This window comes from Stenotrophomonas sp. YAU14A_MKIMI4_1, from assembly GCF_003086855.1.
Classification (GTDB): domain Bacteria; phylum Pseudomonadota; class Gammaproteobacteria; order Xanthomonadales; family Xanthomonadaceae; genus Stenotrophomonas.
In genome coordinates this window covers 14,870-36,081 of sequence record NZ_CP025998.1, presented here as the reverse complement: position 1 = coordinate 36,081, position 21,212 = coordinate 14,870, and the positions used below count along the sequence as shown (strand labels likewise).

The window sequence follows — 21,212 nt, the reverse complement described above, 5'->3', positions numbered from 1 at the left end:
ATGCGTCACCAGATCCGGGAAGCCGCCGTTGCGGCTCCCCATGCGAAGCTTTTGTCCCGCGCCGTGCATGCGGTGCTGATCGGCGGCCTGGCCGTGCTGCCCATCGACGCGATGGCCGAAGAGGCCGCCGATGGCGATACCCGCCAGCAGCTGCAGCAGTTGGACACGGTGACCGTGACCGGCAGCTACGCCAAGAGCCTTGAGAAGGCCGTCGACCTCAAGCGCGCCAACATCGGTTTCTCCGATTCGATCGTGGCCACCGACGTGGCCGATTTCCCCGAACAGAACCTGGCCGAAGCGCTGCAGCGCATGCCCGGTGTCACCATCGAACGCAACAAGGGCCTGGGCAGCAAGGTCAGCGTGCGTGGCCTGCCCAGCGAGTTCACCCTGGTGTCGATCAACAACCTGGCCACGGCCTCCGGCAGCGGTGGGCGTGATGTGCAGTTCGACATCTTCGCCGCCGACGTGGTGCAGACGGTGACGGTGCAGAAGTCGCCGACCGCGGCCGACGAGGAAGGTGGCATCGCCGGTTCGGTCTATATCGAAACCGCCAAGCCGTTCGACTATGCCGAACCGAAGTTCAGTGCCTCGGCCGAAGCTTCGCACAACTCGATCAACGGCAAGATCGATCCGAAGATCTCGTTCCTGGCCAGCGACACCTGGGGCGACTGGGGCGGCCTGGTGTCGTTCTCCAAGGCCAAGCGCACGAACCGTACCGACTCCAACTCGGGCATCAACTTCCGGCCGATGGGGCGCTTCCTGGAGGCGTCAGGCACGCGTGGCGCGCAGGCCGCGGCGGTGCTGGCGCGCGATGCGGGCATCATCGTGCAGGACCGCATGGACAAGGATGAAACCAGCCGCATCATCTTCCAGGACAAGGTCGGCGACCGCGTCTATCTGAACGAACAGGACCAGTGGGGCGCCACCGCATCGCTGCAGTTCAAGCCCAGCGATACGTTCTCGCTCAGCTTCGATGCCATGTTCGGTGGCTACGACACGCATGAGGACGAGTACGATGCGGCCGCCTATTCGGCCTCCAGCCGCAGCACGCTCGACACCATCCACGACTACGACAGCGACACCCTGTCGGCCTATGGCATCACCGTGCTGAAGGATGTGTCCTACACCGCCACCCAGCACGAGATCCTCAGCAAGGAACGCAGCGCCAACACCGACTATCGCCAGTTCAGCAGCAAACTGGACTGGAAGGTGGGCGGCTGGGATATCGACGCGCTGGTCGGCTACTCCGGCGCGCGCAAGGATTCGGACTACGCCAACCTGAAGCATGTGGCCTATGCGCCCTCGCGCACGCGCTGGACTGCCGATGGCGGCGAGACCGTGCCCAGTGCAGCCTCCAACGGTTTCAACATGTATGCCTCGCCGGAGAAATACCTGTTCGAGGCCTACGAAACCGAAGTGGAGAACGTGAAGGATGACAAGTACGCCGCGCAGCTCGACCTGCGCCGGCAGCTCAACCTGGCGTTCTTCCCCGCGCTCAACGCCGTGCAGTTCGGCGCGCGCTATACCGACAAGACCAAGGAACGCGCGTTCGGCAGCGGCAAGATCCAGGGCCCCAGCGCCGGCAGCGTGGCCTGGGTGAACACCCGCACCCTGGCCGACAGCAACCCGACCTGGATCAGCCAGCTGGCGCCGGGCGGTGGCTATCGCCCCAGCGATCTGGATTGGCAGCAGGTGTCCAACGCCTACGCACGTGCGACGTTCCGCTACCCCGGCTACAGCACGCCGATTGATCCAGGCCAGTACTACGAAGTGAAGGAGAAGACCCTGGCGCTGTACGCCATGGCGGATTTCTACTTCGATATCGGCCGGGTGCCGGTGTATGCCAACCTGGGTGTGCGCTCGATCGACACCGATGTGGATTCGGCCGGCTTCCACCCGGTGCAGAAGGCCGATGGCAGCAACGGCTACACGCCCACGCCGATTTCCAGCAGCGGCGATTACAGCGATGTGCTGCCCAGTTTCAACATGACCGCCGAGATTGCCGATGGCCTGGTGCTGCGCGGTGCCGCATCGGAAACGCTGATGCGCCCGTCGCTGACCGACATCGCCTACCGCCGCACGGTCAGCTGGAGCAGCTTCCGCTTCATGGACGGCAACCCGGCACTGAAGCCGACCACCGCCCGGCAGTGGGAAGTGGGCGTTGAGAAGTACCTGCAGAACGGCGGGCTGCTGGCCGCATCGTACTTCTCCAAGAAAATCGATGGCGTGGTGCGGCAGTCGCTGACCGGCATCGTGCCCGGCGTGGAGAAGCTCAATGCCAACGGCTCGCTGGACGGCTACTACGACTTCGAGGTCTACCAGCCGGTCAATGCGGACGGTTCCTACAAGGTGACCGGCGTGGAGCTGGTGGCGCAGCTGCCGTTGTCGATGCTGCACCCCGCGCTGGAAGGCTGGGGCATCAATGCCAACTACACCCAGCTGGACAACTCGTTGACCGGCGCGTCGGACCTGGACATTCCCACGCCGCCGGAAGGCCTGGCCGAGAAGGCGTACAACTTCACCCTGTACTACGAGAACGATCGCTTCAGCGCGCGCGCCTCGTACAACTACAAGGACAAGTACGTCGAGTACATCCACCTGAACATGTACCCGGTCTACCGCGATGCCTATGGCCAGCTGGACGCCTCCATCGGCCTGCGCCTGAACGACACCTGGAAGGTGAACCTGGAAGCGATCAACCTGCTGGATGAAAAGACCAGCGGTTATACGATCAACAAGGCCTTCCCCACCCAGTACGAGTTCTCCGGGCGCCGGGTGACCTTCGGCATCCGCGCGGACTTCTGATCGGCGCCGCAGTGATCTGGTAGCGCCGGGCCGTGCCCGGCGACACGCAACGTATCCGCGCTGCGCGCTCGCCGGGCGTGGCCCGGCGCTACCGATTACCGCGCGGCAATACCTGCTGCAACCGTTCGATGCCCTGCCAGGGGTCGGCTTTCAGCCGCTTCGCCCGGGCCAAGGCCTTGGCCATCGGGAAGGCATCGGCAGCACTCACCCGCGCCAGCTCGTCCCAGCGCAGCGGTACGGCGACGCCGGCGCTGTCGCGTGCCCGCAGCGACCACGAGCACACGCTGGTGGCACCGCGGGTATTGCGCAGCCAGTCAATGAAGATCACGCCGCTGCGCTTGGCCTTGCTCATCGTCGCCACGTAGCGCTCAGGCTGTTCCAGCGCCATCGCCTGCGCGAAGGCCTCGCAGAATGCCTTGGCCTGTTCCCAATCGGCTTTCGGCTGCAATGGCACCACCACGTGCACGCCCTTGCCACCGGACAACCGCACGAAGCTCTGCAGGCCGACCTGCAGCAGGCGGTCGCGCACATCGCGGGCACCCGTCTTTACCTGCGCCCAGGACACACCGTCGCCGGGGTCCAGGTCGAACACCAGCCGGTCCGGATGCTCGGGATCATCCACCGTCGCGCCCCACGGATGCAGCTCCAGCGTGTTCATCTGCACCAGCTGCAGCAAACCGCGCGCATCGTCGATATAGACGTAGTCCTCGCGCCCGCTCTTCTGCTGCAGCGGCACGGCATGCACCGCATCGCCCAGGCCCGGTCCGTGGTGCTTCTGGAAGAAGCAGGCCTTGCCGACGCCGTCCGGACAACGCAGCAGTGACAGCGGGCGAGCGGCAATCTCCGGCAGGATCCAGCGCGCCATCTGCCGGTAGTAGTCGGCCACATCCCCCTTGCTGGCCTTCTGCCGCGGGTACACCACCCGTTCGGGATGGCTGATGGCTACCGCAGTGTCATCGCGCCCCGCAGCGGGCTGTGCCACGCCCAGGTCCTGCTTTCCCTTGTCGCTGCGCAGGCGCTTGAAGCTGGCCTGGCGCAGCAGCCCTTCCTTGCCCCAGCCACGGAAGGCGACCTCGGCCACCACCTGCGGCTTCACCCAGCGCACGCTGGACGCTCGCAACGGGACATGGGCCGGCAGTTCCAGCACCGGCGTCTTCACCGCCAAGGGCGCCAGCACGCTGCCCAGCCTCTTCAGGCTTGCATCGTCGAAACCAGTGCCGACCCGCCCCACATAGCGCAGGCCACCGCCATCGGGCGTGGCCAGCAGCAGCGAACCGAAGCCGACCCGGCTGCCCTTGGGTGCGGTGTGTCCGACGATGACGAACTCGTCGCTGTCTTCATGCTTCACCTTCACCCAGCTGCGCGCGCGGGTGTTCACGTAGGGCGCGTCCACCTGCTTGCTGACGATGCCCTCGAAGCCGGCGTCGCCACTGGCGGCGAACACCGCCGGCCCGTGGTCGAGCACGTGCTCGCTGAAGGCCAACGTGCCCGGTTCCGTCCCGATCAGCTGCTTCAGCAAGGCCTTGCGTTCGACCAGTGGCGCACGACTGATGTCCACGCCGGCCACCCCGGGCAGGTCGAACACGATGTAGCGCAGCGGCTGCTTCGAACTGCCATCGATCACTCGCTGCAGGGCGGCGAAGTCGCTGCGTCCCTGTGCATCGAGCACCACCAGCTCGCCATCCAGGCGCGCATCGCGCACCGGCAGCGCGCGCACGGCCTGGGTGACTTCGGGGAAGTCGGCGGTCCAGTCCAGGCCATTGCGCGAGCGCAGTTTCACCTCGCCCTCGTGCAGGTCGGCCAGCAAGCGATAGCCATCCCACTTGATCTCATGCAGCCAGCGCTCGCCGTCGGGCGCGCTGTCGCGGTGGTCGGTCAGCTGCGGCTTGAAGCCGCGCGGGTATGCATGATCACGTGCACCGGCCAGCTTCAGCGCGCGCGCGTGCCAGCGTGCATCAGCCTTGCGTGGCGCGTTGCGTGTCGTGCCGCGCGTGCGGGCCACCGCGCGCGCTGGCGTGGCTTCCTGCAGCAGATCATCGGCCTCCGCATCGCGTGCCTGCGCATCATCGCGCTTGATCAGCAGCCACTGCACCTGGCGCCCCTTCATGGCCGTGCGCACCAGCTTCCAGCCGCCAGCCAAGCGCTGCCCGTGCAGCACGAAGTCGATCTTGCCGTCGGCCAGGGCCTGCAGCGGATCGCCTTCGCAGGCCCAACTGCCGTGGTCGAATACCTGCACATGGCCCGCGCCATAGTGGCCTTCGGGAATGTCGCCCTCGAAACCGGCATAGGAAAGCGGATGATCTTCCACCTCCACCGCCAGGCGCTTCTCGCCCACGCGCAGCGACGGGCCTTTGGGCACCGCCCAGCTCTTGAGCACGCCATCCATCTCCAGACGGAAGTCATAGTGGCGGGAGCTGGCGTGGTGCAGCTGGATGACGAACTGCGGGCGCCGCTTCGGGTTGCCGGCCGCCGGGGCATCGTCGGGCTCGGGTGTCTGCCCGCTGCCCCCGCCCAGGCGGCGCTTGCGGCGGTACTGGTGCAGGGACACGGCTCAGCCTGCCTTGCGGTGCGGCGCGGCCTTCTTCGTTGCCTTGCCGGTCTTGGCAGCGGTTTTCGCGGTCGCCTTCTTCGCCTTGCTGGCCTTCTTCGCTGGCGCCTTGCGTGCGGCGGTTTTCTTCGCCGGCGTGCGCGTATTCGCATCCAGGCTCTTCTGCAGCAGCGCCATGAAATCCACCACGTTGGTGGTGGCGTCCTCGCGCGGTTCCGGCTCTTCTTCCACGCGGGTGGTGCCGCCCTTGGACTTGATGCGCTTGTTGAGCACCTGCTGCAGGCGCTCGCGGAACTCATCGTGGTACTGCGAAGGGTCCCAATCGGCGGCCATCGATTCGATCAGCTGGCCGGCCATCGCCGTTTCCTTGGCGGTGATGCGGTAGTCGGCCAGGCTGCCGGTGGGCAGCTTGTAATCTTCCGGATCGACCAGTTCCTGCGGATAGCGCAGGATCATCAGCACCAGCGCATGGCCCTGCGGCATCACCGCGCACAGGTACTCGCGCGTGCGCACCACGACCCGCGCAATGCCGGCCTTGCCGGTGTCGCGCAGGGTTTCACGCAGCAGTACGTAGCCCTTCTCGGCTTTCTTGCCAGGCAGCAGCAGGTAGGGCTTCTCGTAGTAGCGTGGATCGATGGCGTTGGCATCGACGAAGGTTTCCACTTCCACGGTTTCGTGGCTTTCCGGTGCCGCCGAGCGGATATCGCCTTCTTCCAGCACGACATAGCTGCCCTTGTCGTATTCGTAGGCTTTGACGATGTCCTTCCACGGCACTTCTTCGCCGGTATCGGCGTTGACCCGCTCGAAGCGGATCGGCTTTCGGTCTCGTGAATCCAGCATGCGGAACTGCAGGTCGACCTTGCGTTCACCGGACATCAGCGACACCGGCACGTTCAGCAGGCCGAAGGAAAGGGTTCCGGTCCAGATCGGGCGGGCCATGGCACGCACCTGCGTAGCGGCGGGGCGCACAGCTTCGGTCGGCCGCCGTGAAACAGCCGTGTCGGGGCCGTGCAGGGCGGGTGGTGCAGGCGCGCGTGGGTTCGGTGCTGCATCACTGCAGCAATGGCCGCACCGCTGCCGTCGGAATGTGGTCCAGCGCGCGCCAGGCGTCTTCCACTACCGGGCGCGCCTGCGCCCAACCCATGCGCGACTGCCCGCGCATCTGTTCCCAGTGCTCGGCCAGTTCCTCGCAGGTGTCGGCGGCATCGCCGCGCGGCCAGTCGGCGGCGTGGGTGGTCAACGCAAAGGCGTACACCGGGCACAGGTCACGCCAGTTGCGGTGGCCGTGGGCACGGCGGGTCTCGTAGTCGTTCAGCATGTACTGCAGGTAGTCCTGCGCCACGGCCTGCGGATCTTCATGGCGACGGCTGCGACGTTGCGCCGGGCGCGGCGCGGCCGGGTCCAGCAGGGCGTTGAACACGGACGGGGCGGGGCGTTCAAGACGGGGCATGGCCGGCTCCTGCAGCGAGGCGGGAGGGCAGGAATACCGGCGGTGCCGTTATCCAGCCGTGACAGATATGTTCATGACGCCGGGTTCGCGGTTCCTTTACCCGCGCGGCGCTGTAGTGGACGCCCCGTCCGCGGAGCACGCCCATGTCCAGCCGAGATCCCCTACGCCAGACCCACACCCCGGTTCCGGGCGAACAACGTGCCAAGCATGATCTGGCCGATGCCGAAGACCGCGGCGCCGGCATGCCTGCCGAGCACGTGGACGCCCTGCCCGTGGTCCACCACCCTGAACAGGCGGCGCAGGACCGCAAGGACTGTGGCGACCGCCACCGGGGCGGGCAGGAGAGCCCGCTCAAGCGCCGCGAACGCAAGCAGCACGCCAGCGACAACCAGGATCAGGCACTGGAAGAGACCTTCCCGGCCAGCGACCCGACCTCGCCGTTCGTACCGGCCAAGGCACCGGATTGAGCGGGATAGAGTCGAGCGTGCTCGACTGCCCTTGGTAGAGTCGAGCTTGCTCGACTGCCCTTGGTAGAGTCGAGCTTGCTCGACTGCTTCCAGGCGGCCGAGCATGGCTCGGCTCTACAGAAGCCAGTCGAGCAAGCTCGACTCTACCGGGGCGTGGTCGGCAAGGTAATGCGCACGCACAGCCCGCGCCCCGCCTCGCCGTCTTCCAGCACCAGTTGCCCACCGTGCGCCTGCACCACGGCCACGGCAATGCTCAGGCCCAGCCCCGTACCGCCGTGCCGCGCGCTGCGCGAGGCTTCCAGGCGCTGGAACGGCTGCAGCATGCGTGCGCGTTGTTCGGCAGGAATGCCTGGCCCTTCATCGACAATGCGGATGTGGATGGCCCGAGCATCGCTCCAGGCCTTTACCCAGGCGCCGCCGCCATAGCGCCCGGCGTTGTCCAGCAGGTTGGCCAGCGCGCGCTTCAGGCTGCGCGGGAAGCCGCGGTAGGCCGCGCCCACCTGTCCCTGCAGCTGTACCGCATGCCCGGCCTCGCGTGCATCGTCCACCACCGTGCGCAGCAGCGCGTTGATATCCAGCGGCTCGCGTTCGCCGCGCAGCTGGGTGGCGCTGCTGTAGTCCAGGATCGAATCCACCAGCTCCTGCATGTCGTCCAGATCGGCACGCCAGCGCGTGCGCGCGCTTTCATCGGCCAGCAGTTCGGTACGCAGGCGCAGCCGGGTCAACGGCGAACGCAGGTCGTGCGATACCGCGGCCAGCAGTTCCTCGCGCGCCTGCGCGGCCTGCTGCAGCTGCTGCTGCATCTGGTTGAAGGCCTGCGCGGCCTGGCGCACTTCGCGCGGCCCCTCCAGCGGTAGCGGCGGTGCATGCAGGTTGTGGCCCAGCGCCTGCGCGGCGGCGCCCAGGCGGGTGAGCGGGCGGGTCAGCCAGCGCACCACCAGCAGGGCCAGCAGCACGATCAGCAAGGTGCGCAGCCCATAGATGCGCAGCAGGTAGTCGCTCAGGGCGTGGCCCGGCTCCAGCTGCAGGCCGGCCTGGCCTTCGCGCACGTCGAACTGCAGCCAGCGGCCGGTGCTGCTGCGCACCCGCAACTGGAACTGCCCGGCCACGTGGCGGGCCGACAGCGCCTTGTCGTCCTCGCGTCCCTGCCCGTCGTACAGGCGCAGGTGCTGCAGGTGCAGTTCGCGCGGCGCGCCCAGTTCGCTGGCCAGTGCGGCCTGCAGCAGGTGTTCGACCGCCCGGTCACGCGCACGCAGCGGCACCGGGCCACCGTCGTCGACCGCGTGCACGGTCAGATCGGCGGTGGACAGCAACGCGGGGTCGGCACCGGCCAGTGGCGATCCCGGCGCTTCCAGCAGGCGCAGGCTCTGCGCGACGTGGGCGGCGGCCAGCCGTGCGGGAATCTCGGCCACGCGCTCGTAGCGGGCGTCATGCCAGATCGTGCCGGTCAGCAGCTGGGCCAGCAGCATGCCGGCCACCAGCACCAGTACCAGGCGGCCGTACAGGGTGCGCGGCCAGCCCTGGCGCGGCTCAGCCATCGGCGTGTACCGGCCCGGCCAGGCAGTAGCCGCGGTGGCGCACGGTACGGATCAGCAGCGGCGCGCGGCTGTCGTGTTCCAGCATCTGCCGCAGCCGGCTGATGCACATGTCGATGCTGCGATCACTGGGCAGGCGGTCGCGCCCATAGACCTGTTCCACCAGGTAATCGCGTTCCAGCACTTCATCGGGGTGGCGCAGGAACAACTGCAACGCAATGAAATCCGTCTCGCCCAGCAGGTGGCGGCGGCCATCGTCGGCCTGCAGCTGGTGGGTGCGCGTGTCCAAGGTCCAGCCGGCAAAGCGCAGCCGCGTGGCCAGCGCCGCCGGTTGCGCCCGGCGCAGCACCGCCTGCAGCCGCAGCAGCAGCTCGCGCGGGTCGAACGGCTTGGCCACATAGTCATCGGCGCCGTGTTCCAGCCCCAGGATACGGTCGGCCGCACGCCCGCGGGCGGTCAGCATGATCACCGGCAGCGCCGTGCGCGCACGCAGCTGCTGGCACAGAGCCAGGCCATCCTCGCCCGGCAGCATCAGGTCCAGCACCACCGCGTCGAAGCGCTGGCGATCCAGGGCTGCCCACATGGCCATCCCTTCGGCGGCAGTATCGGTGTGCAGGCCGTGCCGGCCCAGGTATTCGGCCAGCAGCGCGCCGATTTCCGGATCGTCATCGACGATCAGGATGCGCGCAGTGGCAGCGGCGTTGTCAGTCATTGCTGCATCTTCCCAGAAGCGGCGGCGCCCCGCAGTGCAGGCGCCGCCGTCGGTGGGATCAGAAGCGCGCACGCACGCTGAAGGTGGTGCTGCGCGGTTCGCCGAAGATCAACCCGTCGTAGAAGCCGTACTGGGTGTAGTAGGTATTGTCGGTCAGGTTGTTCACGTTCACCGCCAGCTGCACGGTATCGGTCAGGGCATAGCGCGCCATCAGGTTCACCAGGGTGTAGCCGCCCATCGGCAGGTTGCTGGCGTCGTAGCGCCCACCGCCCAGCGGGCGGCCGGGGTTGGTCGACATCACCGTGCCGCTCTGCACCGACAGGCCACCGCCAATGGTCAGCTTCGACAATGCACCGGGCAGGGTCCAGGTGGTGTTCAAGCGCAGCAGGTGGCGCGGGTCCTGCTGGTAGGACAGGCCATCGACCTGCAGCCAGGTGTAGCCGGCATAGACGTTCCAGCCTTGGGCCAGGCGGCCGCTGATTTCCAGGTCGGCACCCTTGGACTTCACCCCATCCACCGCGCGGTAGATGGTCAGGCCGGTGTCCGGATGCACCTCGCCGGTGCTTTCTGCCACGTTGTTCTGCTCATTGCGGAACAGGGCCAGCGCTGCGTTCAGTGCGCCGTCGGCCCATTCGCCCTTGATGCCGGCCTCGTAGCTCTTGCCGGTCACCGGATCGAGCAGGGTGTCGTTGGCATCGCGCACGTTGCCCTGCGGGCTGAACACATCGGTGTAGCTCACATACGCCGAATAGTTCGCCGCGAAGTCCCAGACCAGGCCGGCATACGGGGTGACCACCTGCTGTTCGCCACTGGCCGCGCCACGGGTGCGCACGTCGGCCTGGGTGTAGGTCTGGGTATAGGTCTTGTAGTTGCTCACCCGCGTGCCCAGCACCAGCGACAGCGGGTCGGCCAGGCTGAAACGACCGGCCAGGTAGCCGCCCAGGTTCTCGGTGGTGGTCTTGCTGCGTGCGGGCGTGCGGAAGGTTTCAAAGCCGGCGTAGCTGCCATCCCAGCTGCGCCAATCGGCGATCGGCAGGCCCACGGCGCGGTACTGGCAGCCGCTCCACGGCGCCACGCCGGCAATGGTGCAGTTGCCCAGCGCGGCGCTGAAGCTGTAGTCGGTGATCTCGCTGCGGTAGCCGTTGAAGCCCACCATCAGCTGGTGCTCGCGACCGAACAGCTGCAGCGGGCCGCTGGCGCTGATGTCCAGGTTGTCGCGGCGGGTTTCCGATTCGCTGTGGATGGCGTTGAGGAAGGCGCCGCTGCCGTCCGGGTTCCAAAAGCCGGCGAAGCCCTGGTTGCGCGCGGCGTTGTTGACCTTGGCCACGCCGTAGTTGGTGAAGCTTTCACCGCTGTCATGGGCGAACGCCACGCGCAGCGTCCAGTCCGCGCCCAGCCCCTGTTCCACGCTGCCGAACACGGTGGTGTTGTCCCGCTTGGCCAGGCTCCAGTCGGCGGCAGGGTTGGTGCTGCGCGACAGCTGCGCACGGCTGCCGTCGGCCCACCAGATCGGCACGTTGCTGCCCCAAGACGCGCCGCCGTTGCGGGTTTTTTCGTACTGCACGCCCAGGTTCAGCACGGTGGCGCTGCCCAGGTCGGCCTCGAAGCTGGCCAGTCCGGCCAGGCGCTGGATGTCTTCGCGCTGGCGGAAGGTGTCCGAATCTTCGGCACTGACCACGAAGCGGCTGCGCACGCGACCATCGGCGGTCAGCGGCACGTTCACATCGCCCATCAGGCGGCGCTTGTCATGGCTGCCCAGGGTGAGCGCTGCGGCGCCACCGAAGTCGGCGGTCGGTCGCTTGCGTTCCAGGTAGACCGTGGCCGAGGGATCGCCGGTGCCGCCCAGCAGGCCGTTGGCACCGCGCACCACCTGCACGTGGTCGTACAGATCCATGTTCAGCGCCGCGCCGCCGCCACTGAAGCTGCTGGCACCGTTCACCAGCATGCCGTCCACCTTGAAGTTGCCGATGTCGAAGCCGCGCGCGCGGAAGGTGGTGCGGCCGGCGTTGTCCAGCGAATAGGTGGTGATGCCGGTGGTGCTGGTCAGCACGTCATCGATGGACTCGATCTGCAGATCGTCCATCTGCTGGCGGGTGACGCTGGTGACCGACTGCGGGGTCTGGCGCACGCTCAGGTCCAGGCCGATGGCGGCGCGGCTGACCGGCAGGGTGTAGCTGTCGGCCTGCGACTGGCGGCGCGCGGTCACTTCCAACCCGTCCAGGGTGGTGGGGTTGGCATCGGCCGGGGCCTCGGCATGGGCGGCCAGCGGCAGCGCCAGCGCGACAGCCAGGGCAAGGGCGCGGCGCAGGCCAGGCGCATGCGGGCACGGCAGAACAGCGCGCGGCAGGCCCGCGCGGGTGAGGGCATCGGCAGTCACAGGGGGAGTCCTTATCGGAGATTCAAATGGGATCGATTCCCATTTGCGTCATGATAGCGACGCCGTCCTGTGTTCCTGCGTGTGGGAATGTAAGCGTGTGTAACGGGCCGCGCTGCGCACTCAGCGCCACGACCACTGCAGGCCGACGCTGGCACGGCGGTCCGGGCCGGGTTCGAAGAAGCGACCGTTGCCATCGTTGACGATCACCGAGCCGATGTAGCGCTGGTCCAGCACGTTGTCCAGGCGCGCGAACGCGCGCAGATCGCCAGTGGCCAGCGACCAACGGTGGCCAGCTTCCAGGTTCAGCACGGCGTAGCCGGGCGCGCGTTCGGTGGCCAGATCGTTCACCACCACGTCGCTGCTGGCGGTGCCTTCCAGCGCCCACTGCCAGGCACCGGGCGACCACTGCAGGCGCGCATAGGCCTGCTGGCGGGGCACGCCGGGCAGGCGGCTGCCGGCCCGCACTTCGGTATCGGGCACGCTGCAGCCGCTGCCGGCACAGGCCAGGTAGCCGGACCGCACCTGCGCCTGCAGCCAGGTCCAGGCCACCTGCAGTTCAAGCTGTTCGGCCAGCGGCTGCCGGTACTGCAGTTCCACGCCCTGGCGGCGGGTGCGGCCGATGTTGCGGTAGGTGCTGCGGCCGTTGGTATTGCTGGCCACCGCCAGTTCGTCATCGGTGTCGGCGCGGAACACGCTCACGTCGAACTGGGTGCCGTTCTGCGCATGCCACTTGCTGCCCACTTCCAGGTTGCGGCTGCGCGCGGCCGCCAGATCCAGCGCCAACCCGGCCTGGCCATCGGCGCGGTAGCCCAGTTCGTTGAAGGTGGGCGTTTCGAAACCACGGCCCACCGCCGCATGCAGGCGCCACTGTGGCGTGGCCTCGAAGCTGACCCCGGCCACCGGGGTGGTGGCCTGGTAGCGGCGGCGACCGCTGTCGTCGGGGTTGCGGCCAACGAAGTAGTGGTCGTCCGATTCGAAGCGCACCGTGCTGTGGCGCACCCCGGCCAGCAGCGACCAGCGCGGGCTCCACTGCCACCAGGCCTGGGCGAACTGGTCCACGTTCTGCACGGTGTCGCGCTGGTCGCGGCGCAGCGCACCGCGCACGCCCAGCGTGCTGCCGATGAAGTTCTCGTAACCGGTGCGGTGCTGGCGCTGGCGGTCGGCATTGGCGCCCACCACCACGTCCAGCGGGCGACCGGCCAGATCGCCGCGCCAGCCCCAGCGCGCATCCACGCCGCCGTAGTTGCCGTCCAGATCGATCACCCCGCCGGCGTGCAGCGGGTTGGCCTGCGGGCCCGGCGGAATGGCCAGGTACTGGGTCACCTCGCGCTGCCCGCCGTAGCCCATCAGCTGCCAGCGCTGGGCGCCGGTCTCGCGGGTCCAGCGCAGCCCGGCCTGCTGCAGGCTGACCGATTTGCGGGTGTTGTACTGGGTGGCCACCGCGGTGGCCTGGCGCGGATTGGCGGCCACCTGTGCGCGGGTCAGGCCCAGCGGGTCCTGCGCATCGGGCGCGTCCAGTGCGTTCAGCAGCAGCTCCAGGCGGCCACCGGCCAGCTCGCCGCCAATGCGCGCGTTCAACGATTCGCGCCGGGCCCGGCTGTGGTCGCGCCAGCCGTCGGTACGGAAGTGGTTGGCGGCGATGTTGTAGTCGATGCCGCCACTGGCGCCGCGCAGCTGCGCGCCCACGCTCAGGGTGTTGTCGGCCCCGGCATTGACCCGCAGCCGCCAGGGATCACCGGCCTGGCCCTGCGCGCTCCAGACCTGCAGCACGCCACCGGATGAATTGCCGTACAGCGCCGAGAACGGCCCCCGCAGCACCTCGATGCGCTCGGCACCCAGCAGGCTGGCATGCGACAGCTGGCCCTGCCCGTCGGGCATGGTGGCCGGCACGCCATCCACCACCACGCGCACGCCGCGCACGCCGAAGGTGGAACGGGCACCGAAGCCGCGGATCGACAGCTGGGTGTCCTGGGCGAAGTTCTGCCGGTCCCGCGCCAGCAGACCCGGTACGCCGGCCAGCGCCTCGGAAAGCTGGGCACTGGCGCCGCTGCGGTCGTCGTCCACCCAGACCGTGTCCTGGCTGGCCGGCAGCGCGAACGGGTCGATGCCCTGTACCCGTGCGGCCTGCACCTCCACCGTGGGCAGCGCGGTGGTGGTCTGGGCCTGCGCCGCGGCGGCAGCCGGCAGCAGGGCGATCAGCAGGGGCAGGCGGCGACGCGCCACGGGCTCGTTCATTGTTCAGCTTCAACCACGGGGGGAAAACAACACGGCATGGTACGGGCTGCAGCGTGACGATGAGCGCCGCGCCGGTGGCACGCTTTGTTACGATGGGACGGTTGCGGCCGACGGCTGCAACCACGCGACCCGCGCTTCTTCTCCCCCTCATATCGAACGAGTACCGCCGTGTCCTTCTTTGCAAACGTGGAACTGGTCCCGGGCGACCCGATCCTGGGCCTGACCGAGGCGTACAACGCCGACAGCCGCCCGACCAAGGTCAACCTGGGTGTAGGCATCTACTACGACGAAAGCGGCCGCATTCCGCTGCTGCGTGCCGTCAAGCAGATCGAGCAGCAGCTCGCCACCGAAGCAAAACCGCGCGGCTACCTGCCGATCGACGGCCTGCCGGCATACACCCAGGCCACCCGTGAACTGGTGTTCGGCAAGGACTCGCCGCTGTTGGACGCCGGCCGCGTGGCCACCACCCAGACCGTGGGCGGCAGCGGTGCGCTGCGTGTCGGCGCTGACCTGCTGAAGAAGCTGCTGCCGCACGCCACCATCGCCATCAGCAACCCCAGCTGGGAAAACCACCGCGCGGTGTTCGGTGCGGCCGGTTTCGAGGTGGTGGAATACACCTACTTCGACGCCGCCACCCATGGCGTGAACTTCGACGGCATGCTGGCCGATCTGCAGACGCTGCAGCCGGGCACCGTGGTGCTGCTGCACGCCTGCTGCCACAACCCCACCGGCGCCGACCTCACCGTCAGCCAGTGGAAGCAGGTGGCACAGCTGCTGAAGGACCGCCAGCTGTTCCCCTTCATCGACATGGCCTACCAGGGCTTCGACAAGGGCATCGAGCAGGACGGCGCGGCCGTGCGCATCATCGCCGAAGCCGGCATCGACAGCTTCATCGTCGCCAACTCGTACTCCAAGTCGTTCTCGCTGTACGGCGAACGCGTGGGCGCGCTGTCGGTGGTCGCCCCGACCGCCAACGACGCCAAGGCCGTGCAGTCGCAGATCAAGCGCATCATCCGCACCATCTACTCCAGCCCGTCCACCCACGGTGCCGCGCTGGTGGCCGGTGTGCTCAACAGCCCGGAACTGCGCGCGCTGTGGGAACAGGAACTGACCGAGATGCGCGAGCGCATCCACGCCCTGCGTGGCGGTCTGGTGGAAAAGCTGGCCGCCGCCGGCGCACCGCAGTTCGGTTTCATCAACCAGCAGGCCGGCATGTTCTCCTACTCCGGCCTCAGCCGCGTGCAGGTGGAGCGTCTGCGTGATGAGTTCGGCATCTACGCCGTCGGCACCGGCCGCATCTGCGTGGCCGCCCTCAGCCAGAACAACCTGGAATACGTCGCCAAGGCCGTGGCCACCGTCGCCAAGGGCTGAAGCACCGCTGCACTGGTCTGAGAACAAAGGCGCCGAAAGGCGCCTTTGTTTTTGCTCTGCCTTTGCTCCTGCTTTTGCCACACCCTCCGCGCTCGCGGCGAACCCTGAAGCGCAGGGCAAGGCACACCGTGGCCAGGACCGTGAGGCGCATGGATGCGCCGACCGAGCCCCCATGGATGGGTTAATGGCGTGTCCTGGCCACGGTGTGCCTTGCCCTGCGCCTCCATGAAGGAAGGCGCCACCAGCGCAACGCCGTTGTAATCGATTTCCCCTCAAACCAATCACGCACGCGCCGCGCGCAGCAGCGACAATAGCCGTTTCCCCGCTGCCAAGGCCCGCCCGCCATGTCCCGTACTTCGCTGACCCGGTACCTGATTCAAGAACAGCACGCCGGCCGCATCAACGCCGACCTGCGCCAGCTGATCGCCGTGGTCGCCCGCGCCTGCACCAGCATCTCCATCGCCGTCAGCAAGGGCGCCCTCGGCGGCGTACTGGGCGATGCCGGCACCGGCAACGTGCAGGGCGAAGCGCAGAAGAAGCTGGACGTGATCAGCAACGAGATCCTGTTGGAAGCCAACGCCTGGGGCGGCCACCTGGCCGCCTGCGCGTCGGAAGAAATGGACCACAGCCAGCCGGTGCCGGACATCTACCCGCGTGGCGATTTCCTGCTGCTGTTCGATCCCCTCGACGGCAGCTCGAACATCGACGTCAACGTCTCGGTCGGCACCATCTTCTCGGTGCTGCGCTGCCCCACCCATGTCGAACTGCCGGGTGATGATGCCTTCCTGCAACCGGGCAACAAGCAGATTGCCGCCGGCTACTGCATCTACGGGCCCAGCACCCAGCTGGTGCTGACCGTCGGCCATGGCACCCACGCCTTCACCCTGGACCGCGAAACCGGTGAGTTCGTGTTGACCACCGCCAACATGCAGATTCCCGCCGCCACCCAGGAATTTGCCATCAACATGTCCAACCAGCGCCACTGGGAAGCACCCATGCAGGCCTACGTGGGCGATCTGCTGGCCGGCAAGGAAGGCGCGCGCGGCAAGAACTTCAACATGCGCTGGATCGCCAGCATGGTGGCCGACGTGCATCGCATCCTGACCCGCGGCGGCATTTTCATCTACCCGTGGGACAAGAAGGAACCAGGCAAGGCCGGCAAGCTGCGCCTGATGTACGAAGCCAACCCGATGGGCCTGCTGGTGGAACAGGCCGGCGGCGCCGCGTGGACCGGTCGCGAACGCATCGTCGACATTCAGCCCGAGCATCTGCACCAGCGCGTGCCGGTGTTCCTGGGTTCGCGCGAGGAAGTGGCCGAAGCGGTGCGCTATCACCAGGAGCACGACGCGAAGAGCGTCTGACGGCGGCCATCCCTACAGCGGTCATGGCACAACGATGACATGACCGCAGGGTGACAGCAGCGGCGGCAAACGGCACCATCAGGCCCTTGCCGCCGAAGGAATGTACGCATGCACGAGCCGGGTCCGGTCGATTTCATCGAAGTCATCCACAACGCCGTCCCCAGCGACGTCTGCGCGGCGATCGTTTCCCGCATGCGTACCAGCCAGCACCTGAAACCGGGCGCAGTGGGCAGTGGCGTGTTCCCGGAACTCAAGCGCAGCAAGGATCTGCGCATCAGTGGCGCGGATGGCTGGAAGGATGTGGACAGCGCACTGCAGCAGGCGGTTTTTGCCGGACTGTTGACTTATCTACGCCGTTATCCACAGGCGTTGATCGCACCGCTGATGTTGCAGATCCAGGACAGCAACGGCCAGCCGCGCCGACTGTCGGCCGAGGATTTCCCCGACATGGCGCAGGAACAGCTGGCCGACCTGGCCCGCACCTGTCTGCGCCCGGGTGCCATCAACCTGCAGTGGTACGCGGCGGGCGAGGGCGGTTACCCGTACTGGCACTGCGAGCTGTACCCGAAGGACCCGCAGGCCGAAACCCTGCACCGGCACGTGCTGTGGACGCTGTACCTCAACGATGAGTTCGAGGAAGGCGAAACCGAATTCCTGTTTCAGGGCCGCAAGATCGCACCGCGCACCGGCAGCCTGCTGATCGCGCCGACAGCATTCACCCATACCCATCGTGGCAATCGGCCGCAGGGTGGGGACAAGTTCATCGCGACGAGTTGGATCCTGTTCCAGAGCGCGCAGAAGCTGTTTGGGGGGTGAATGTCGGGTCTGCTCGACGCGGCGCAATCTGCTTACGCCCCCATCGCTTCGGTCGCTCCTGCACAGCAGGTCGGCTGGCGTTCCACAAATGATGGCGCGGTCAGGACGCATGCACGACGAACCCTGCCCCCACGGGTGTTACATCCGATTACTTTTTCGGGGGATTCGCCTCGTCAAAGGGAGAATCATCGCTCCCCGGTCTTCCCTCCCATGCTCGCAGTTCAGTGATATCCGCGCTGTCGGCCTTGATTGCACGATGGATGCTGACAGGAGCGTCACAGTCTTCCGGCCAATCCAGAGGGCTTGCGAGTGTGAAAGTCGCCTCCAACGAAACCTCGATCCAATTGCGCTCGACTGCATCGATGATTACCTGGCCGGACGCGGCCGTACTGTAGCAGCCACTCTTACCAGCAAAGGCACTCGCCCCCTTGCTGAAGAACACACGCGCCCCCTCATCTCCAATAGCAAGGATTTGCCCAGCGCGGAGCACTCCAGGAAGTACAAGCGTCAGCTTTGAGAAACTCGACCTGTCGGCATTCCAGGCACGCTTGAACTCCCTCACAGCGACTACGGTCTGCGCGCCATCGGAAATTCTGTGGCATGAGAAGGGCAAGCTTCTCGAATCAACTTCAAGGCACGTGTCTTCAATCGATGTCGCATGGTTCACAAAGAGCGCGGATCGATCCGCTGCAGCGGCTGCCGTCGGAAGCCCAGCCAGCATCGCCAACGTAATGGATCGCGCGTGCAATCTACTGAGTACGATCACAGCCGACTCCTTGTAGATCTGCGCATGGGACCCTCATTGCATCGCCCTCCGCAGAAGCTGTTTGGGGCTGACGACTTCGTAGAGTCGAGCTTGCTCGACTGCGCTTTGCTGCGCGCTCAGTCGAGCAAGCTCGACTCTACAGGGCCAGCGCTACGCCCACGGCGATGAGCACGATCACCAGAACGGGCACGACGTAGCGCAGCAGCACGCGGTTCAGGCGCTCGGCCGATCGTTCGTCGTCCTGCACGCGCTGCAGCAGCGTCTGCCGGTCCAGGTAGCAGCGGTCGGTCGCCACGACCTCGACCAGGCCGTCGTCGATCATGTCGTACAGCACCTCTTCCAGCTCCACGTCGAAGGCGGCCAACGGAATCGAGGTCGCCGGCGAAAACGCCTGCCGCTGTTCGAAGTACTCCAGCACCTGGCGATGCTGCGCCTGCATCCAAGGATGGGTGTTGGCAGCGGAAGCGGCGATCGCTGCGGCAAGTGCGCCATCGTTCACGGGCATCTCCTGTCCGGCCCTTCATGGGCCTCGCCCTGATTCTTGGCCGAAGCGGGGCACCGCGTCCACCCCGTAGGGTCGAGCGTGCTCGACTGCTTCTGCTTCGTAGAGTCGAGCTTGCTCGACTGCTTCCAACATCAGTCGAGCAAGCTCGACTCTACCTCGACTGCTTTCAACTTCAGTCGAGCAAGCTCGACTCTACTAAAAGAGCGTTCCTTGCGGCGATTCCTTCTGCGGCGGCAACGGCTTCACGAACCGGCTGCAATCCAGCTTCGGCCAGTGGCTGTTCTGCGTATTGAAGCCCAGCCGCTTCCGCGCCAGTTTGAACCGGTTGTTCAACAGGTCCGCATACACGCCCTGGCCACGCATGCGCGTGCCGAACTGGCTGTCGTAATCCTTGCCGCCGCGCAACTGCTGGATGGTGCTCATCACGTGCGCGGCGCGATCGGGGTGGTGGGTTTCCAGCCAATCGCGGAACAGCGGTGCCACTTCCAGCGGCAGGCGCAGCAGCACGTAGCCGGCGGTGCTGGCGCCGGCGTCATGGGCGGCCTCCAGCACGGCCTCCAGCTCGCTGTCGTTGATCCACGGGATCACCGGCGCCACCATCACGCCCACCGGAATGCCGGCCTCGTGCAGGCGTTTCATCGCACGCAGGCGTGCATGCGGTGCCGATGCGCGTGGTTCCAGCTTCGCCGAAAGGTGCGGGTCCAGCGAGGTGACCGAGAAATGCACGCTGACCAGGTTTTCCGCCGCCAGCGGTGCCAGCAGATCGATGTCGCGCTCCACCAGCGCGTTCTTGGTGATCAGCGAAAACGGATGCTTCGTTTCCAGCATCACCTCGATCAGCTGGCGGGTGAGCTTCAACTTGCGTTCGATCGGCTGGTAGGCGTCGGTGTTGATGCCCAGCGCGATCGGCTGCGGCACGTAGCCCGGTTTCGCCAGTTCCTTGCGCAGCAGCTGCGGCGCGTTGGTTTTGGCGAACAGCTTGGTTTCGAAGTCCAGGCCCGGCGACAGGTTCAGATAGGCATGCGAGGGCCGCGCGAAACAGTACGAGCAACCGTGCTCGCAGCCGCGGTAGGGGTTCACCGACTGGCTGAAGCCTACATCGGGGGAATTGTTGCGGCTGATGATGCTGCGCGCGGTCTCCGCACGCACTTCGGTGCGCAGGCGAGGCGCGCTGAATTCGTCGCTTTCGTCTGGCGCCCAGCCGTCATCGATGGCCTCGCTGACCGTGCTTTCGAAGCGGCCGGCCAAGTGCGAGGTGGAACCACGGCCCTTGATGGCGGCGTGGGCCTTGAGAGGCAGGTGCTGCATGTCGCCCTCCGGCCGTTGCTGGGTCGTTAGTATTATTGCTAACCACAGGCGGCGCAAGCGGCGGGAATTCACGTAGCTGTAGGCGTACAGGTGAATCCGGGTGCAGGTTGACCCCAAGGTTATCCACAGGTTCCACGGGGCAGGCGCAGCCGAACGCCGTGGTAATCCAGAAGCCTGGGCCACGGCGGTCTCAACAACTGCGACGGCGCCTTACAGCAGGGCCAGATAGCCCTTCACGGTGGCGTCCAAGCCGTCGTACAAGGCCTCGCCGATCAGCGCATGGCCAATGGACACTTCCAGCACCTGCGGCACGGCCGCCAGGAAGTCGCGCAGGTTGTCCTGCGACAGGTCATGGCCGGCATTCACCCCCAGGCCGACCGCTTGGGCGCGACGTGCGGCGTTGGCGAACAGCTCCAGCATGGCGCGCGCGTCGCCGGCGGCGTGGGCTTCGGCGTAGGGACCGGTGTACAGCTCGATGCGATCGGCGCCAACCGCGGCGGCCTGTTCCAGCAAGGGGTTGCCGGCATCCACGAACAGGCTGACCCGGCAGCCCATGGCTTTCAGCTCGGCCACCAGCGGGCGCAGGCGCTCGCCGTCGCGTTCGAAGTCGAAGCCGTGGTCGGAGGTGATCTGGCCATCGCCATCAGGCACCAGGGTGGCCTGGGCCGGCCGGGTCTGCGCACACAGCGGCAGCAGCCCCGGGTAACCCTCGCGCGGCGGGGCGAAAGGGTTGCCTTCAATGTTGAACTCGACGCCGCGGGCGCGGGTCAGCGTGGACAGCGCCAGGACGTCCTCGGCGGTGATGTGGCGGCGGTCGGGGCGCGGGTGCACGGTAATGCCATGCGCACCGGCATCCAGGCAGGCCTGGGCGGCGCGCACCACGTCCGGTTCGGCACCGCCGCGCGAGTTGCGCAGGACGGCGATCTTGTTGACGTTGACGCTGAGCTGGGTCATGG

The 21,212-nt window shown here is 67.0% G+C and carries 15 protein-coding genes; 5 read left to right on the top strand and 10 right to left on the bottom strand.

What is annotated here, in order from left to right; all coding sequences use genetic code 11:
- The first annotated feature begins 51 nt into the window (after positions 1 to 51).
- Entirely contained in the window at positions 52 to 2,805 is a 2,754-nt protein-coding gene (locus tag C1931_RS00140; RefSeq protein ID WP_234412852.1) for a TonB-dependent receptor, read from the top strand.
- Between the two features lie 88 nt (positions 2,806 to 2,893).
- Here the strand turns inward: C1931_RS00140 and ligD are convergent, their stop codons facing one another.
- From ligD to C1931_RS00125, 3 genes are all read right to left on the bottom strand, one after another.
- Positions 2,894 to 5,353 carry a DNA ligase D gene (ligD, locus tag C1931_RS00135; protein WP_108754972.1) on the bottom strand — a complete coding sequence of 820 codons (2,460 nt, stop codon included), beginning with the start codon at positions 5,351 to 5,353 and terminating at the stop codon, positions 2,894 to 2,896.
- 3 nt (positions 5,354 to 5,356) lie between these two features.
- On the bottom strand, positions 5,357 to 6,292 hold the full coding sequence (locus C1931_RS00130; RefSeq protein WP_108757597.1) for a Ku protein: 936 nt from the start codon (positions 6,290 to 6,292) through the stop codon (positions 5,357 to 5,359).
- A 112-nt stretch (positions 6,293 to 6,404) separates the two neighbouring features.
- Positions 6,405 to 6,803: a hypothetical protein gene (locus C1931_RS00125; RefSeq protein ID WP_108751691.1), complete on the bottom strand. Its 399-nt coding sequence runs from the start codon at positions 6,801 to 6,803 to the stop codon at positions 6,405 to 6,407.
- A gap of 143 nt (positions 6,804 to 6,946) precedes the next feature.
- Between C1931_RS00125 and C1931_RS00120 the strand changes: the two genes are divergently transcribed.
- Entirely contained in the window at positions 6,947 to 7,270 is a 324-nt protein-coding gene (locus tag C1931_RS00120; RefSeq protein WP_108747923.1) for a hypothetical protein, read from the top strand.
- Positions 7,271 to 7,413: 143 nt separating this feature from the next.
- On the opposite strand, the gene C1931_RS00115 is transcribed toward C1931_RS00120, so the two are convergent.
- From C1931_RS00115 to C1931_RS00100, 4 genes are all read right to left on the bottom strand, one after another.
- Complete coding sequence (locus C1931_RS00115; RefSeq protein WP_108754971.1) at positions 7,414 to 8,808, bottom strand: ATP-binding protein; 1,395 nt, start codon at positions 8,806 to 8,808, stop codon at positions 7,414 to 7,416.
- Positions 8,801 to 9,517: a response regulator transcription factor gene (locus C1931_RS00110; protein ID WP_108754970.1), complete on the bottom strand. Its 717-nt coding sequence runs from the start codon at positions 9,515 to 9,517 to the stop codon at positions 8,801 to 8,803. Before C1931_RS00110 ends, C1931_RS00115 begins: the two co-directional genes overlap by 8 nt.
- Positions 9,518 to 9,575: 58 nt before the next feature.
- Positions 9,576 to 11,894 carry a TonB-dependent siderophore receptor gene (locus C1931_RS00105; protein WP_199913899.1) on the bottom strand — a complete coding sequence of 773 codons (2,319 nt, stop codon included), beginning with the start codon at positions 11,892 to 11,894 and terminating at the stop codon, positions 9,576 to 9,578.
- Positions 11,895 to 12,014: 120 nt separating this feature from the next.
- Positions 12,015 to 14,129, bottom strand: coding sequence for a TonB-dependent receptor (locus C1931_RS00100; protein ID WP_108754969.1), 2,115 nt, complete (start codon positions 14,127 to 14,129; stop codon positions 12,015 to 12,017).
- A 168-nt stretch (positions 14,130 to 14,297) separates the two neighbouring features.
- Here C1931_RS00100 and C1931_RS00095 point away from each other — a divergent pair, with 168 nt between their 5' ends.
- From C1931_RS00095 to C1931_RS00085, 3 genes are all read left to right on the top strand, one after another.
- The gene (locus tag C1931_RS00095; protein WP_108751687.1) at positions 14,298 to 15,500 is read left to right on the top strand and encodes an amino acid aminotransferase; all 1,203 of its coding nucleotides are present in this window, start codon (positions 14,298 to 14,300) and stop codon (positions 15,498 to 15,500) included.
- A 344-nt stretch (positions 15,501 to 15,844) separates the two neighbouring features.
- Positions 15,845 to 16,861 carry a class 1 fructose-bisphosphatase gene (locus tag C1931_RS00090; protein ID WP_108754968.1) on the top strand — a complete coding sequence of 339 codons (1,017 nt, stop codon included), beginning with the start codon at positions 15,845 to 15,847 and terminating at the stop codon, positions 16,859 to 16,861.
- A 108-nt stretch (positions 16,862 to 16,969) separates the two neighbouring features.
- Positions 16,970 to 17,677, top strand: coding sequence for a 2OG-Fe(II) oxygenase (locus C1931_RS00085; protein WP_108754967.1), 708 nt, complete (start codon positions 16,970 to 16,972; stop codon positions 17,675 to 17,677).
- A 902-nt stretch (positions 17,678 to 18,579) separates the two neighbouring features.
- Here the strand turns inward: C1931_RS00085 and C1931_RS00080 are convergent.
- The 3 genes from C1931_RS00080 to C1931_RS00070 all read right to left on the bottom strand — a co-directional run bounded on the left by C1931_RS00080 (position 18,580) and on the right by C1931_RS00070 (position 21,210).
- Positions 18,580 to 18,942, bottom strand: coding sequence for a hypothetical protein (locus C1931_RS00080; protein WP_159095420.1), 363 nt, complete (start codon positions 18,940 to 18,942; stop codon positions 18,580 to 18,582).
- 201 nt (positions 18,943 to 19,143) lie between these two features.
- Positions 19,144 to 20,256 carry a PA0069 family radical SAM protein gene (locus tag C1931_RS00075; RefSeq protein ID WP_108754965.1) on the bottom strand — a complete coding sequence of 371 codons (1,113 nt, stop codon included), beginning with the start codon at positions 20,254 to 20,256 and terminating at the stop codon, positions 19,144 to 19,146.
- Between the two features lie 210 nt (positions 20,257 to 20,466).
- Positions 20,467 to 21,210, bottom strand: a complete 744-nt coding sequence (locus tag C1931_RS00070) for a pyridoxine 5'-phosphate synthase (RefSeq protein WP_108754964.1) — start codon at positions 21,208 to 21,210, stop codon at positions 20,467 to 20,469.
- Between the last annotated feature and the right edge of the window lie 2 nt (positions 21,211 to 21,212).